Genomic DNA, 15608 nt, shown 5'->3' with positions numbered 1-15608 from the left:
CCGCCTTCACCACTGCACGTCAGGAGATGCACCCACCCACACCACCCCCCGACACTGACCACACACCACACCGCCACCCCCGGGAGGCCGCATGACCGGCGGCGCGAACCGCCAAGTTCTTTTCGGCCGCACCGGACTCAGAGTCGGGCGGCTGGCCGTTGGTACCGTGAACTTCGGCGGCCGCACGGAAGAACCCGACGCACGCCGGATCCTCGACGTCGCGCTCGCGCACGGCCTGAACCTGGTCGACACGGCCGACATGTACGGGTGGCGCGTCCACCGCGGGTATACCGAGGAACTGCTCGGACGCTGGCTGTCCGGTTCTCCCCGCCGCCGCGACGACGTCATCGTTGCGACCAAGGTCGGTGAGCAGATGGGGGACGGCCCGAACGACTGCGGCCTGTCCGCCCACCACATCATCCGGAGCTGCGAGGCATCCCTTCGTCGGCTCGGCACCGACCGGATCGATCTCTACCAGATGCACCGTTACGACCCGGACGTGAGCTGGGAAGTGGTCTGGCAGGCTATGGATCAGCTGATCAGCCAGGGCAAAGTGCGGTGCGTCGGGTCGTCGAACTTCGCCGGCTGGAACATCGCCGATGCCCAGCACGCGGCCCGCGGCCGCGGTCTGGCCGGTCTGGTTTCGGAGCAGTGCGTGTACAACCTTCTGACGCGGCAACCGGAGCTGGAAATCCTGCCCGCCGCGCAGGCGCACGGCCTCGCGGTGATGGTGTGGGCGCCGCTGCACGGCGGACTGCTGAGTGGCGCCCTTCGTAAGGCGCGGGAGGGTACGGCGGCCAAGTCGGCCCAGGGCCGCGCGGCGTCGGCTCTGCTCGAGAACCAGGCCGCTGTCGAGCGCTACGAGCAGTTCTGCGGCGATCTGGGACGAAACCCCGCGGAGGTGGGGCTCGCCTGGGTGCTCTCGCGGCCGGGGGTGACGGTTCCCGTTGTCGGTCCCCGCACCGAAGGCCAGCTCGAAAGTGCGCTGCGAGCGCTCGATACCGGGCTGTCGGCCGGAGAGCTCGACGAGCTGGACAAGATCTTTCCTCCGCACGGGCGCGGTGGTCCCGCTCCGCGCGCGTGGATCGACTGAGCCCCGCCTGCACAACCCACTCCACTCCGGCTGCGCCGTACTCGGCCCTTCGGGAAACCGCGCGGCTCGGCAGTGATGTTCGCTGCCGAGCCGCGCGCGGCGTGCCGGTCAGGCCGCCTTGCGCTTGCTGAAGATGTCGTCGATGCCGGTGAGCCCCGACAGCATCCGCGCGAAGTCCATCTCCCGCGGACGCAGCCGGTGCGGGTCGATCTGTGCCTGCGCCTTGTCCCAGTAGTCCTCCTTGTGCTTGGTGCGGTCGTAGAAGAACCGCACGAACTCCAGCACGGAGTCCAGGAACGAGCGGTAGCTGTGCTCGTACCAATCGAGGACCTCGGTCTCCGACGAGGGGTTGGCCAGCACTTCGTCGATCGCGTCCGCCAGGGCCCGGGAACCGCGCAGCGCCAGGGTGACGCCGGTGGACAGGAGCGGGTCGATGAACGCCGCCGCGTCTCCGACGAGCGTCCAGCCGGGCCCATGGAACTTCGTGCAGGTGTAGGACCAGTCCTTGATGTTCCGGAAGCCGCTGACCCGCCGGGCGCCGGCCGTGAGAGTCTTGATCTCTTCGGTCTGGGCCAGCCTCTCGGTGTAGATCTCTTCGAGGGACTTGCCCGACGCCTTGTACTCGGCGATCGGCGTTACGTGTCCGACGCTGACCGTGCCGTCGTGCAGCGGGATGAACCAGAACCAGCCCGTCGGCAGGTTCTCCGAGATGATGTCCCCGGCCTTGGTGCCACCGTAGAGGTTGCAGCCCTGCCAGTACGCCCACGTGGCGATGTTGCGCAGGTCGTCGTGGTACTCGATGAGGTCGAACTCGTTGCCCAGCAGGTGGGTCTGGCCGGAGGCGTCCACGAGCTGCTTGCTCCGCGCGGTCCGGACCTGCTTGCTTCCCCTTTCGGTGTAGGTCACACCGACCACCCGGTCGCCTTCGAAGACCGGGCTCTTGACCGTCGCCTCTTCCACTACGGTCACGCCGAGCTCACGGGCCCGGCCGAGCAGCAGCGCGTCGAAGTCCGCGCGCCGCACCTGGTAAGCGTGCTCGTACAACGCCGACTCGTGGAACCGGAAACCCCAGGTCCCCTGGTTCTTGCCCCAGAGCAAGGTTCCGCCGTACTTCTTGGTGAACCCCATCGCGTCGAGGCGTTCGAGGAGCCCCAGGTCTTCGAGCGTGGGCATCAGTCCGGTGATGAGGGACTCGCCGATGTGGTATCGCGGGAACTTCTCGCGTTCCAGCACCAGCACGCGGTGACCCTTCATGGCCAGCAGGCCCGCGGTTGCCGAGCCGCCGGGACCGCCACCGATCACCACGACGTCGAACTCGTCCTCTTCGCTCACTGAACTCTCCATTCCTGTTCTGACGGCTCGTCCGGACCCCGGCGTCCGGCTCAGAGTGCGGACAGCGGGGTAGCCGGGTCGGAGACGCCGACGCGGAGTATGCGGCTGAACCGCTCGACCATCTCGGCCACGGTGGATTCTTCGTACTCCTTGGTGTTGTACCGGGCGGTGCCCGCGACCTCCCCGGTCGGCAGGATGTCCAGTCCCCACAGGACACCGTTGGGGATGTCGGAGGTCACCGGGTACGACTTGTGCCGCTTGCGGATCGCGGAGTACTCCACGTCGCCGATCAGTTCGGCCTCCGTCACCCCCGGGTACTGCATCACCTGGAACGCCCACACGGCCGTGCCCGGCCGTTCGTAGGTTTTCGTGAGCGTTGGTGCCTGCACGGTGATTTCCGCGAAGGGCAGCTCATGGGTGTAGGCGGCGAGGCAGGACTCCCGGGTCCGCCGGACCAGTTCCATGAAGTTGCGGCACGAGCCGTGCTCGGTGCGCAGGGGCAGCATGTTGAAGAACGGCCCGACGGTCTCGTTGAACCGGGGCTCGACCCGCCCGGAGGTGATGATCGCCGACACCACGTCGTCGACGCCCGTCTCCTGGTGCAGCAACGCGGAGAAGGCCGCCATCATCACCATGAACGGCGAACTGCGCATCGCTTTGGCGAACGCGGAAGTCGCGGCGGAGACTTCGCGGTCCAGCACGAATCGGTAGACCCCGTACAGGGCCTGCTCACCCGGTTGGAAGAGGTGGTCGGTGGGGAGGTCGACGAGCTCCGCGCCCCGCGCTGCTTCCCGCCAGTACGCGCGGGATTCGTCCGCTTGCGGCGAATTGAGCTGTTCGCGCTGCCACGCGGTGAACTCCTGGTACTGCCGGGCCGGCGGAGGCGCGGCGATCGGGAAGCCCCGCCGGGCGGCGTAGAAGTTCGCAATGTCCCGGATGATCACCTGCAGGGACAGGCCGTCACTGGCGACGTGGTGGGTGATCAGGACACACACCGTGTCCTTCTCGTCGAGCCGGCCGAGCACGACTCGGAGGTGGGGAAGTTGGGCCACGGTCATCGTCGAGGCCTCGACCTCGTTGACGAAGTCGTCGATCTGCTCCTCGCGCGGGCTGCTGTCGTCCGAAAGGAGGTCGACGACCACGAGTTCCGCCGGGCTCGGCGGGAAAACCTTCTGGTACGGCTCGCCGTCGTCGCGCACCACTTGCGTGCGAAGCATCTCGTGGCGCACGACCACGTCGTCGACCGCGCCCTGGAACGTGGCCAGGTCCAGTTCCCCGGACAGCCGCCACGACAGGATGACCAGGTGCCGGGGACCGAACGAGCCGTCCTGATCGCCCTTGTCGAACATGCAGAGCATGTCGAGGTTCGTGGACAGAGGACCGCGGGCGCCGATGATGTCCATGTGTTCGCTTCCGTTCGGGCTCGTCGGGGGGCGGGTCAGGCAGCCTGGGACGCACCGCCGTCGGCAGCCCCCCGCTGTCGCTCGGCGGCCTCGTAGAGAGCGGTGATGTTGCCGCTGCCGAAGGTGCGGGCACCCATCCGCTCGATGAGCTCGAGGAAGATCGTGTTTTTCGGATGCACCGACTTGGCGAAGATCTGGTAAAGCTGACCACCGTGGTCCTCGTCGACGAGGATTTCCTGGCCGCGCAGCTCGTCGCCGGTGTAGCGGGCCGGAACCAGGCGGTCCGCCAGGTCGCGGTAGTACGTGTCGGGGGTGCCCATGAACGCGACACCGCGCTGCCGCAGGCGGGCGACGGTGGTCACGATTTCGTCGGTGGCGAAGGCGATGTGCTGGACCCCCGCGCAGCCGTGCTTGTCCAGGAACTCGTTGATGTGGCTCGGTTCCTGGGTGATGTCGGGCTCGATCAGGGTCAGCGTCACCTCGCCGGAGCGGCTTTCCACGACCTTGGTCGTCATCGCCTGTGCACCGATCTGGAGCTTCTCCGTGAAGGTGAGCTCGAAGTCGAACACGTCGCGGTAGAACGTGATCGTGTCTTCGATGTCACCGGGCCGCACGCACACCGCGAAGTGGTCGATGGACTGCAGCGGGCTGCCCGCGGCCGCGACGTCGCGCGGCACCGGGTGCAGGCCGGGCACCACCGGGGCGCCCACCCCGGCAGTGCGTTCGACGAAGGTGTGCACGATGTCGCCGAACCCGCCGACCGACGCGGTCACGACATCCTTGACGCGAGCGGGAGCGGCCACGGACCGGGCCCCGCGGCGGACGGCCTCCGCGTGGGCCCGCGCGGCGTCGGGAACGCGCAACGCGATGTCGGCGACCCCGTCACCGTGCCGCGCGACGTACCGCGCGGCCTCGTGGTCGTCGCCGGCCGCTTCGGTGAGCACGATGCTGATGTCGTTGGCGCCCACCTCGACCGACCACGCCCCGGCGGTGGAGACGCCGCCGGGGCTGGACAGCGCACGCACCGCGAACCCGTACCCGTCGACCAGCCAGCCCAGCGCGGCGTCGATGCTCCGGACGTGGAGCCGGATGTGGTCAAGGCCCAGCTCGTCGAAGACGAACGGATCGGTCGTCGACATCACTTCTCCCAATTCGGTGTTGGTTCTCGTCAGACGCGCTAGCTGAGGTGCGGCCACGCCTCGCTGACATACTCGAGGCACGTGGCGCGCCGGGAGGGCCCGTGAGCGGTTTCCCACCCACCCGGCGTGGGGATTCCCGCCGGCCACAGCGAGTGCTCGCCGGCGGCGTTGACGAGGACCTTGTAGTTGCCGTCCTCGTCGTCGAAGGGGTTGGTGGCCTGGCCGGCCATCGTCTGGCTCATCGTTGTCCCTTTCGTCCTCGGCGCGGCTTCGCTAGCCGGCCTGCCCGGCGATGATCACCTCGGCGAGGCCCGCCACGGTCGGAGTGTTGAACAGGGTCCGGATCTCCACCTCGACGCCCAGCTCCGAGCGGACACGGTTGAGCAGGCGCATGGCGAGCAGCGAGTGGCCGCCCAGGTCGAAGAAGTCGTCTTCGACACCGACCTCGGGCAGGCCGAGCACCTGCTCGAAGATCCGGCAGATGGCTTCCTCGGTCGGGTTCGCGGGAGCGCGGTAGGTCGCCTCGCTGCGGAACTCCGGCACCGGGAGGGCCGCGCGGTCAACCTTGCCGTTGGCGGTCAGCGGCAGCCGGTCGATCACGGTGAACGCCCCCGGCACCATGTACTCCGGCAGCGCCGCGCGGACGTGGTCGCGGAGCGCGGTGAGGTCGGGCTCGTCACCGTCCGGCACGAGGTACGCCGCGAGGCGGGTGTCGGCACCGACTTCGTGTGCGACGACCGCGACGTGCGCCAGCCCGGGGAAACCGGTCAGCACGGACTCGATTTCGGCCAGTTCCACGCGGAAGCCGAGGATCTTGACCAAGTCGGTGGCGCGGCCGGCGAACTCGAGCTCGCCGTCCGCGGACAGCCGAGCGAGATCACCGGTGCGGTACATCCGGGAACCGTCGTTGCGGAATGGGTTGGCGACGAAAGCCTCGGCGGTGAGGTCCGGGCGGTCGAGGTAGCCCTTCGCGAGGCCACGTCCCGCGATGTAGAGCTCGCCGATTGTGCCGGGCGGTGCGGGGTCCAGGCGCTCGTCGAGGATGTGGAGCTCGACCCCGTCGAACACCCGGCCGGAGGTGACGAGCACGTCTGCCCGGTACGGCGCGGTCAGCCCCGCCTGCGTGCTGAAGACGGTCGCCTCGGTGGTGCCGTACAGCGCCCGGACGATCAGGCCCGGCGAGGCATTCAGGACACGTTCGACAGCACCAGGGGCGATGACGTCACCGCCGGTGAGCACCTCCCGGACGGTAGCGAAGGTGTCCGGAGCTTCGTCGGCCACGACCCGGAAGAGGCCCGCGGTCAAGTGCAGGGCGGTGATGTCGTGCTCGGCGATGTGTGCGCGCAGCCGGGAGATGTCGAACCGACCATCGGGGAACACGACCACGCTGCCGCCGTGCAGCAGCGGGACCAGGATCTCGTAGAGCGACACGTCGAACGCGATCGGTGCGATCAAGGACACGCGCTCGTGGTTGCCGGTGTCCCAGCACGGGTCGAGGGCGAGGTCGACGGTACCGCCGTGGCGGACCGCGACGCCCTTCGGGTGCCCGGTCGATCCCGACGTGTACATCACATACGCGAGGTCGTCCTCGCCGACGGCCACCGCCGGCGGCGTGGTGGGCGCCTCGGCGATCGGCGGGTCGCTCGCCACGAGGACCGACTGCGCCACGGACGGCAGCCCGCGCCGGGTCGACGCGGCGTCGGTCAACAGAACCTTTGTGCCGGACTGCGTGACGATCCACTGCTGCCGATCCGCCGGGTAGCCGGAGTGCACCGGCAGGTACGCGCCACCGGCCTTCAGTGCGGCGAGCAGCGAAACCACCACCTGCGCCGAGCGTTCCAGCAGCACCGCTACCGGCGCGCCCGGTTCGACGCCGAGGGCGAGCAGGTGGTGGGCGAGCTGGTTGGCCCGCTCGTCCAGCTCGCGATAAGTCAGCGTCGCTTCGTCCGACCGCACCGCCACGGCGTCCGGTGTGCGGGCGGCCTGCGCGGCGAAAACTTCGTGTACCAACCGGGACACAGTCATTCTCCTATCCGCCCTGCCATCTCGTCACAGTTCAGTGTGGAGAGGGCCACCGCTGCCGACGTCTCCCGGTTTGCGGTGGTGTTTCGTCCACAGATCTCGTTGTGCGGCAAGAAGGTCGGGATCGGGGGAGTGGTTACCGTGGACGATATGACGACCACGACGGACGCACTGGAGGACCTGCGCGGCGCGCTGGCCGGCCCGGGCACCGTGCTCACCGACCCGGACGTGCTGCACGCCGGCAGCCGCGACGAAGCCGACCTGTGCCCGGCCGGCGTACCGGTCGCGGTCGTGCGGCCACGCGACACCGCCGAGGTAGCCATCGCGGTCCGGATGGCCGCGGCACACCGGATCCCGGTCGTGCCGCAGGGCGCCCGGAGCGGACTGACCGGCGGGGCCAACGCCGTCGACGGTGCGATCGTCCTGCAGCTCACGCGACTGAAGCGGATGAGCATCGACGTCGGAACGGGACTCGCTGTGGTGGGTGCGGGAGTCGTCAACGCGGACCTGTCCCGGGCGGCGGCCCGGGCCGGGCTGGACTACCCGCCGGATCCCGGGTCGCAGGACTCGTCGACCATCGGCGGGAACGTCGCGACCAACGCGGGCGGCATGTGCTGCGTGAAGTACGGTGTCACCGGCCGGTACGTCGTGGGAATGACCGTGGTCCTCGCCGACGGCGCTATCCTCCACTGTGGACGGCCCGGACCCGGCCGGAACGCCGGCTACGACCTCACGGGGCTGTTCACCGGTTCCGAAGGCACCCTGGGTGTCATCACCGAGGTCGTTCTGCAGCTGCGGCCCGCCCGGCAGCCCGATCGCACGCTTGTCGCGGTGTTCCCCACGGTGGCGTGCGCCGGCCGTGCCATCAGGGGCATCACCGCGGAACGGGTCACTCCAAGCCTCTTGGAGCTCCTCGACCGGACGCACCTGCGCGCCATCGAGGAGTACCGTCCGTCCGGTTTGGACACCGAGGCCGGTGCGCTGCTGCTCGCCGCGTCCGACGCCGGAGGAGACGCACAGGCGGAACTGGATGCCATCGCCGGTCACTGCGAGCGAGGTGGCGCAACTGAAGTGCACGTCGCCACGGACCAGGGGGAGGCCGAGGCGCTGTTCGCCGCCCGCAGGCTCGCGCACCCGGCCATGGAACGGCTGGCCGCGCAGCGGTTCCCCGGTGGGCGCGGCGGACTCGTCGTCGACGACGTCGCCGTCCCGCGCAACCGGATCGTGGAGCTGGTCGAAGGGGTGGAGCGCATCGCGGCCGCCAACGACGTGCTGGTCGGCGTGGTCGGGCACGCCGGGGACGGCAACCTCCACCCGGTGATCGTGGTCGACCGCGGCGATACCGCGGTCATGGCCAGGGGACGGGTGGTGTTCGACGAGATCATGCGCCTCGGTCTCGCGCTCGGGGGCACGTGCACTGGGGAGCACGGCGTCGGCCTGCTCAAGCGTGAGTGGCTCGAACGTGAGCTCGGCCCGGTGGGGGTGCGGGTCCACCAGGCTCTCAAGCGAGCACTGGACCCGGCAGGAATCCTCAATCCCGGGAAGGTGGTTCCTGCTGCGCACGAACGGAGTTGAGGCGGGCCGCCCTTGTCGTCAGTCTTCCAGTAGAAGCATCTCGACCGCACGAGGAGCGCGATGGGGATCGCCGTTATCGCCGGCACGCCGTTCGACGCGGAGCTCGGTGCCAGCCTTTTGAGAGACGCGGGCCAAGCAGCGACGCCCTATCCCATGGCCGGGTCGCCGGACGAGCAAGACGCGTTGCAGTACGAGCGGCCAGATGTACTGCGGACCGCGTTCGCCGACCTGGTGCGCGGACTACCTGCTCGCGGCCACCGGGTGGCGATGGTGTTCTGCAACTCGCTTTCCGCCGTGGTCGACCGCGACGTCGGTGCGGCGGGCGTTGTACTGGTCACCCCGGCCACGGTCTATCGAGAGGTCGCGGCCGTCCATCGGAACGCGCTGGTCTTCACCGGCAACGGTTCCGCGGTCGTCGGCTACGAGCGTGTCGTCGCGTCGGCGGCTCACCGCTCGGTCGTGATCTCCGATCCCGTACTCGTGCGGGCCATCGAGACCGGGGACCCGGACGCGGCGTTCCGGGAATCGGCACTGCCCGGCGCACTGCGACTCGCCGAACGCGCCCGGATGGACGCGGTCGTCCTCGCGTGCACCCATTTCACCGAGGTGCTCCCGCACGTTCTCGCGGCGTGCGGCCTGCCCGTGGTCGACGTCGGGCGCCGGCTGGTCGAGCTGACCGTGGCAGCCGCGGACGCGGCTCCGGTCGACGGAAGGGCTGCGTAATGATCGAGCTGGCACGCGAGTCGCTGCATGTCTCGGTGTGGGACCCGGTGGCGACGTCGATGAACTTCCTCAACGAGGTCGCCGGCCGGTTCCCGGACGCGATCTCGCTCGCGGCCGGACGTCCGTACAACGGGTTCCACGACCCGGCCGACCTGCCCCGGTACCTGAGCGTCTTCCAGGACCACCTGGCGGGAGCGGGGCTTTCCCCGCAACGCGTGAGCTCGTTGCTCATGCAGTACGGCAGGACCAACGGCGTGCTCGGCGAGCTGATCGCCCGGCTGCTGGACAACGACGAACACATCCTGGTCCCACCGGAAGCGATCGCGGTGACGTCGGGCTGCCAGGAGGCGATGGTCATCGCGTTGCGGGGCCTGTGCGCGCGCCCCGGTGACGTCGTGCTCGCGGTGGAACCGTGCTACGTCGGGCTCACCGGCGCGGCGCGCCTGCTCGGCATCGACGTCGTCCCGGTACCGGAAGGCGCGGGCGGGGTCGATGCCGCGGTCGTCGCGGCGACCGCGCGTGCGGTGCGTGCCGAGGGTCGGCAGCCGAAGGCCCTTTACGTGGTGCCGAACTTCTCCAACCCGTCCGGGGTTTCGCTTCCCGTGGCGACCAGGCACCTACTGCTGGATGTCGCCGAGGCCGAGGACCTGCTCGTGCTCGAAGACGACCCCTACGGCCTCTTCGGCCTGACCGACGAGCCCCGTCCATCGCTGAAAGCCCTCGACCGGCGTTCCCGGGTGATCTATCTCGGCTCGTTCGCGAAGTCGTGCTTCCCCGGCGCCCGAGTCGGTTTCCTCGTGGCGGACCAGCGGGTCGTCGATCACAGCGGGCGGCAGACACTGCTCGCCGATGAGCTGTCGGCGATCAAGAGCATGCTGACGGTCAACACGTCGCCGGTCGCGCAAGCGGTGATCGGAGGTCTGCTCGTCGAATCCGGCTGCAGCCTTCGCGCGGCCAACCAGGCCAAGATCGGCTTCTACCGGCAGAACCTGCGCACGCTGCTGACCGCACTGGCGGACGCGTTCCCGGAGGGCAGCGGGCCGGACGTTCGCTGGACCGTGCCGAGTGGCGGGTTCTTCGTGGTGCTCGAGGTGCCCGTGGCGGCCGACGAGAAGCTGCTGGAGCTCTCGGCCGAACGATACGGCGTGCTTTGGACGCCGATGAGCTTCTTCTATACCGATGGCGGGACGAACGCGCTGCGGCTCTCGTGCAGTGCGGTCGAACCGGGCCGGATCGGGGAGGGCGTGACTCGGCTGGCTCGGCTGCTGGCCGATCACGGCTGACGGGCGGCGCTGTCGCGCAATGCCGGAGACGAAGGATCCCAGGTACGCCAAGGAGACTTGGGAGCTGGACCGTGGGAAGGACTTTCATGACCGAATCGGAGTGGACGCCGTCCGAGGTGGCCGAGCTGTACGACAGCTCGTGCCAGATGTCGACGATCTTCAACGACGGGTACGAGCACCTGGGCTACTGGTACGACGAGAACGACGACGCAAGCGTCGAAGAGGCGGGCAAGCGGCTCACCCGGAAGGTCGTCGACGTCCTCGGCCTGCGCCGTGGCGAGCACATGCTCGACGCGGGCTGCGGGGTCGGGGCCCCCGCGACGCAGATCGCCCGCGAAGTGGGTGCCCGCATCACGGGCATCACGATCAGCCCCGCCGAGTGCGAAGAGGCGGAGAAGCGGGCCGCGAAGGCCGGCCTGTTCCACCAGGTGCGCTTCCAGGTCCGTGACTACCACGAGCTTCCTTACGGCGACGGCCACTTCGACGCCGTGATGGCGATGGAGGCGCTGTCGCATTCGGTCGACCTGGCGAAGGCGTTGTCGGAGTTCCACCGCGTGCTCAGGCCGGGCGGCCGCGTCGCGATCACCGAGACGACGATGGTCCACCCCGACGCCCAGTTGCCGGAGTTCTTCCGCAGCCGTCGCCCGATGACGGCCGACGGGTGGCTGGAAGTACTCCGGGCCGCCGGCTTCGTCGTCGAGGAATGGACGCAGTGCGGCCACCGTGTGTACGGCATGGGCAGCCGCTACGTCGACCGCACCGAAGAGCTGCGGGACGAGCTCGTGGAGAAGTTTGGCGAAGCGTTCGTCGACACCGTCAAGCAGGGGCAGAAGGAAATGTTCGCCCCGGGGCCGGAGCACATGAGCTACCTCATTCTCTGCGCCCGCAAGCCAGTCGCCTGAGACCGCGTCCGCCGGTCCTGGCCGCCTTCGCGCGGGCAGGCCGCGGGGAAGCTCCTGGAGCGGGCGTGCTCGGTGACCCCGGGTACGCCCGCTCCCGGCTGTCGGGCCACTCGTGCGCAACTCCTGTCGTGCGCTTATCATCACCGAAAGTGCGCACCGGTGACCGTGTGCATTTGCGCCTGACCGGCGTATGTTCGTCACGTGCTCAACGCGTTGTGTTTTCGCGGTCCGGTGTGCCATGGCTGACGGGCGCTGCCAGGTCTGCGACCGTCCGCTTCGCGACCGGACCGCCGTCCGGGGCCGGGCGCCGGTCTACTGCTCGTCCGCCTGCCGACAAAAGGCGTACCGGTCGCGACGCGAAATTCCCGGAAGCGAGTCGGTGGACGACCTCATCGCCGACATCGAGCAACGGGTCCGGAAGCTGTTTCCCCGCGCTCCGTCCGCGTTCTACTCCGACGTCTCGGACCTCTCGGCGTTGGTCGGGCGGCTGCGCCGGCTGGCCAGGCTGGCCCTCGACGTCAGTGCTGGGGAAGACGTTACGGAAAACGTCACGGAAAGCGTAACGCCTGAGTCCGTTACGGCCGGAGGTTCGCGCGAGTCCTGCCGCGTCGACACCGCCGGGCAGCTGCACCCGAGCGACGAATGGGCCTTCGCCGGGCTGGTGGAGCCACACCGCCAGGAGCTGCGGGTGCACTGCTACCGCATGGTGGGCTCCTTCGACGACTCCGAGGACCTCCTCCAGGAGACCCTGCTGCGTGCTTGGCGAGGGCGCGAGGGTTTCGCCGGCCAGTCTTCGCTGCGCACCTGGCTGTATTCGATCGCGACGAACGTCTGCCTGGAGTTCCTGCGTCGCCACGCCCGTGAACCCCGGCGCTACGAGCCGGTTCCGGGTATCGACTCCGGCAGCGGGGAAGCGCCGGCGCAGGTGGCGTGGCTGCAGCCCTACCCCGTCTCGGCCGGCCCCGAGGAAACCGCGTTGTCGCGGGAGACGATCGAGCTGGTCTTCATCACCGCGATCCAGCACCTTCCCCCGAAGCAGCGAGCGACCCTGGTGTTGCGGGACGTGCTCGGCATGCCCGCCGCGGACACGGCGAGCCAGCTCGGGGTCAGCGTCGCGTCGGCCAACAGCGCGCTCCAGCGGGCCAGGGACGCCATGCGGAAGCACCTGCCGCGCGACCGCGCGGACTGGTCCGCGCCCGCCGGCGTGACGGCCGAGGAGCAGGAGGTCCTGGATCGGTACATGGACGCGATCGGCCGGAGCGACCTCAACGCGATGGCCGACCTGCTCAGCCCGGACGTCGTACTCACCATGCCGCCGAACCCGTTCTGGTTCGTCGGTCGCGACGCGATGATGTCCTTCGTCACGAAGTCGCTCGATCCCGCCGCCCCGGCGTTTCTCGGCCACTGGCGGCAGCTCCCGGCCGTCGCGAATGGCCAGCCCGCGGCCGCCGGGTACATCAACCGGCCGGGCACGCGGTTCTTCCGCGCGCAGGTGCTCGATGTACTGCGGGTGGAGGGCGGCCGGATCGTCGAGATCACTGCCTTCGAACCGCATCTGTTCCCCGCCTTCGGGTTGCCGCTCACACTCTCGTGAAAGACCGATGAGTTTTCCCGATGCTCTTCGTCTACCCACCCGCATGCACGGCCGACGGGGCGCGTGCCTGACAGAGGAGAAAGAGATGCTGCTCCAGGACAAGATCGCGATTGTTTACGGCGCCGGCGGTTCGATCGGCTCGGCCGTGGCTCGCACCTTCGCCGCCGAGGGCGCGATGGTGTACCTGGCCGGCCGGACCCGCGGCCCGCTCGAGCGCGTCGCGAAGGAGATCGCGGACGTCGGCGGTTCGGCCTCCGAAACAGTGCTCGACGTCTTCGACGAGGAGGCCGTGACCGAGCACGCGGCCACCGTCGTCCGTGAAGCCGGCCGTCTGGACGTGTCGATCAACCTGATCCGGGTGCCCGGGCTACAGGGCGTCCCGCTCGTCGACATGGCCCTCGAAGACGTGACTTCCCTGGTCCACGACCAGCTCCGCGCGAACTTCATCACGGCGCGGGCCGCGGCCAAGCACATGGTCAAGCAGGGCAGCGGGGTCATCCTGGCGCTGAACAGCGGGTCGGCGGTGTGCAGTCCGATGATGGGCGCGACCGGCCCGGCGGACGCCGCGGTGGACGGCCTGATCCGCAACCTGGCTGCCGAGCTCGGCCCGGCCGGGGTGCGCGCGGCCGGGATCTGGACCGCAGGCCTGCCGGAAACGATCACTCGGGAGAAACTGGCCGAACACGGTGCTGTTGTCGACGAAGAGGGTCTCCAGGGCATCCTGGCCAACCTCGACCAGATGCGGATGACGAAGAAGTCTCCGCGCCTGTCGGAGGTCGCCGGTACTGCGGCGTTTCTCGCCTCCGACTGGGGCGGCGCGGTCACCGGCGCGTTCGTCAACGCCAGCAGCGGGATGTACACCCACTGACGGCGGGCCGCCGAGGTCGGTGTCACGAGAATGTGCGGCCGGCCTCGGCGGCTTCCGGGTTCTGTTCCGGGCACGCCATCTAGGCCGCGCGGGTGTCGCCGTCCTTCGATTCGGCCGGCACCGCACTCGATCCGTGTCGGGGGTCGAGCACGGCCGGTGGCGCGACTCGGCGACGGCCGCCGAGCAGGCGCAGCGCGGGGCGCTCGACAAGGACGGACAGCAGCCAGCCTAGGACGAGGATCGCGACGAACGTCAGCGCGGCGTTGCCGAGTGCGCTGCCGAGCGACGAAGGAGTGGTCCAGATGTCGGGGTTGGCGGTGTCGAGCGGGCCGTAGGAAATGACGATCCAGTGCACCAGGTAGACGCTGAAGGCGATACCGCCGAGGGCGACCATGGGCCTGGTACCGAAGAAGGTCCGCTTGCCCGCGTACTCGCGCTTGGCGGCCGCGGCGACCAGCAGAGCCAAGGGAGCCGCGGTCACGGCGAACCCGGCGTTGTCTTCGAGGAAGTGGGCGCTGATGGCGAGACCGGCGAGCGAGAGCAGCACCGAAACGACGACACCCGGACCGTGCCACCGCTTGGTGGCCACCATCCTGGCGACGAACACGCCGAGCAGGAACTCGAGCAGCCTGGTCACGGGGATGTAGCCGACGAACCAGGTCTGCAGCCACGAGTCCGTCGTGCGGACCAGGAGTGGCTCGATCGGAAGCAGCTTGGCCAGGAACGGCACCGCCACCAGCAGCACGATGACGGCGAGGGCGGGGGCCCACAGCCGTTCGGGACGGATTCGCCGGACGAGCCGATTGATCCACGGGAAGGTGGCGTAGAACAGCAACGCGCAGGAGAGCGCCCAGGTCGGGCCGTTGGGATTCGCGGTGAGCACCGCTTCCTGGTCCGGGATCCAGTTCTGGATCAGCAGCAGGTTGGCGATCGTCCGCCAGCCCGCTATCGCGACGCCGGTGCCGAGGGCCAGCAGGAGCGACGCGACCAAGGTGATCACGTGGACCGGGAACACCCGCGCCGCGCGCCGCCGCCAGAACCGGGGCGCGTCGACGTCGGAGTTGTGCACCCAGGCGAGGGCGAACCCCGTGATGACGAAGAAGAAGGTGAAGCCCATGACGCCCAGCTTGTAGTCGTACGACCACAGCGTCTGGGCCGCTGGGTCGACCCTCAGAACGAGCGAGATCCCGATGTGGGAGATGAGGACCATGCAGATGGCGACGAAGCCGAAGCCGGACAGCGACGGCAGACGGGCGGGTGGAGATTGTGTGGTGCTCATGGCGATCCATTCGTTACGGAGTCCGAGGGGCGCGCTCCGCTGCCGGGGAATGACCCGGTGGGAGGCGATCTTTCTTCCTGTCGGAGGTTCACGCGGTGCTGGTCGCGGCGCGCTTCCGCCGCGACGCGCCGGCCATTCCACGTCGAATGTCCGGCAGGTCTGCTGATGCTCCGCGTAGTCCGCCGGGCGAGCCACACCGTGGTCTCCCCGGCGGCTGACCCTCACGTAGAAGCGCGCCTCCTTCGGGGCCGCCCGGCCACCCCGTCGTCAATCGGGTTCGACGACGGGACCGCCGGATCGCCGGAGAGCAGGACACGCATCGCGCTTTCCCTTCGAGAAGAATGTGTGCGCTGACTATTGCAGTGCGTTCACGGTGCGACATCTCTGTTTTTGCG

At 69.1% G+C, this 15608-nt stretch carries 13 protein-coding genes; 7 read left to right on the top strand and 6 right to left on the bottom strand.

Going from position 1 to position 15608, the window contains the following annotated elements; all coding sequences use genetic code 11:
- Positions 1 to 91 precede the first annotated feature (91 nt).
- Positions 92 to 1093: an aldo/keto reductase gene (locus AB0M59_RS48825; RefSeq protein ID WP_364629650.1), complete on the top strand. Its 1002-nt coding sequence runs from the start codon at positions 92 to 94 to the stop codon at positions 1091 to 1093.
- A 108-nt stretch (positions 1094 to 1201) separates the two neighbouring features.
- Here the strand turns inward: AB0M59_RS48825 and AB0M59_RS48820 are convergent, their stop codons facing one another.
- Genes AB0M59_RS48820 through AB0M59_RS48800 form a run of 5 tightly spaced genes read right to left on the bottom strand, consistent with a single transcriptional unit; the run spans position 1202 to position 6986 of the window.
- Positions 1202 to 2425, bottom strand: coding sequence for an NAD(P)/FAD-dependent oxidoreductase (locus AB0M59_RS48820; RefSeq protein WP_364629647.1), 1224 nt, complete (start codon positions 2423 to 2425; stop codon positions 1202 to 1204).
- A gap of 50 nt (positions 2426 to 2475) precedes the next feature.
- Positions 2476 to 3828 carry a condensation domain-containing protein gene (locus AB0M59_RS48815; RefSeq protein ID WP_364629644.1) on the bottom strand — a complete coding sequence of 451 codons (1353 nt, stop codon included), beginning with the start codon at positions 3826 to 3828 and terminating at the stop codon, positions 2476 to 2478.
- A 35-nt stretch (positions 3829 to 3863) separates the two neighbouring features.
- The gene (gene hppD, locus AB0M59_RS48810) at positions 3864 to 4967 is read right to left on the bottom strand and encodes a 4-hydroxyphenylpyruvate dioxygenase (protein ID WP_364629641.1); all 1104 of its coding nucleotides are present in this window, start codon (positions 4965 to 4967) and stop codon (positions 3864 to 3866) included.
- Between the two features lie 38 nt (positions 4968 to 5005).
- A complete protein-coding gene (locus tag AB0M59_RS48805) occupies positions 5006 to 5209 on the bottom strand; it encodes an MbtH family protein (protein ID WP_364629638.1) in 204 nt (67 codons plus the stop codon).
- Positions 5210 to 5240: 31 nt separating this feature from the next.
- Complete coding sequence (locus AB0M59_RS48800; RefSeq protein ID WP_364629635.1) at positions 5241 to 6986, bottom strand: non-ribosomal peptide synthetase; 1746 nt, start codon at positions 6984 to 6986, stop codon at positions 5241 to 5243.
- A 153-nt stretch (positions 6987 to 7139) separates the two neighbouring features.
- Between AB0M59_RS48800 and AB0M59_RS48795 the strand changes: the two genes are divergently transcribed.
- From AB0M59_RS48795 to AB0M59_RS48770, 6 genes are all read left to right on the top strand, one after another.
- Positions 7140 to 8564, top strand: coding sequence for an FAD-linked oxidase C-terminal domain-containing protein (locus AB0M59_RS48795; RefSeq protein WP_364629632.1), 1425 nt, complete (start codon positions 7140 to 7142; stop codon positions 8562 to 8564).
- Positions 8565 to 8624: 60 nt separating this feature from the next.
- Positions 8625 to 9287 carry an aspartate/glutamate racemase family protein gene (locus tag AB0M59_RS48790; RefSeq protein WP_364629630.1) on the top strand — a complete coding sequence of 221 codons (663 nt, stop codon included), beginning with the start codon at positions 8625 to 8627 and terminating at the stop codon, positions 9285 to 9287.
- Positions 9287 to 10570, top strand: coding sequence for a PLP-dependent aminotransferase family protein (locus AB0M59_RS48785; RefSeq protein WP_364629627.1), 1284 nt, complete (start codon positions 9287 to 9289; stop codon positions 10568 to 10570). Before AB0M59_RS48790 ends, AB0M59_RS48785 begins: the two co-directional genes overlap by 1 nt.
- Before the next feature lie 86 nt (positions 10571 to 10656).
- A complete protein-coding gene (locus tag AB0M59_RS48780; protein ID WP_364629624.1) occupies positions 10657 to 11472 on the top strand; it encodes a methyltransferase domain-containing protein in 816 nt (271 codons plus the stop codon).
- 379 nt (positions 11473 to 11851) lie between these two features.
- Positions 11852 to 13066: an RNA polymerase subunit sigma-70 gene (locus AB0M59_RS48775; protein WP_364629621.1), complete on the top strand. Its 1215-nt coding sequence runs from the start codon at positions 11852 to 11854 to the stop codon at positions 13064 to 13066.
- 85 nt (positions 13067 to 13151) lie between these two features.
- Positions 13152 to 13934 (top strand): SDR family oxidoreductase, encoded by a 783-nt coding sequence (locus tag AB0M59_RS48770; RefSeq protein WP_364629618.1) that lies wholly within the window; start codon positions 13152 to 13154, stop codon positions 13932 to 13934.
- A 79-nt stretch (positions 13935 to 14013) separates the two neighbouring features.
- Here AB0M59_RS48770 and AB0M59_RS48765 read toward each other — a convergent pair whose 3' ends face one another.
- Positions 14014 to 15213: an acyltransferase gene (locus AB0M59_RS48765; protein ID WP_364629615.1), complete on the bottom strand. Its 1200-nt coding sequence runs from the start codon at positions 15211 to 15213 to the stop codon at positions 14014 to 14016.
- Positions 15214 to 15608: the final 395 nt, after the last annotated feature.

Source organism: Amycolatopsis sp. NPDC051371, assembly GCF_040682155.1.
Taxonomy (GTDB): domain Bacteria; phylum Actinomycetota; class Actinomycetes; order Mycobacteriales; family Pseudonocardiaceae; genus Amycolatopsis.
The sequence above is the reverse complement of the archived record's forward strand: the minus strand, read 5'-3'. Positions and strand labels throughout refer to the sequence as shown.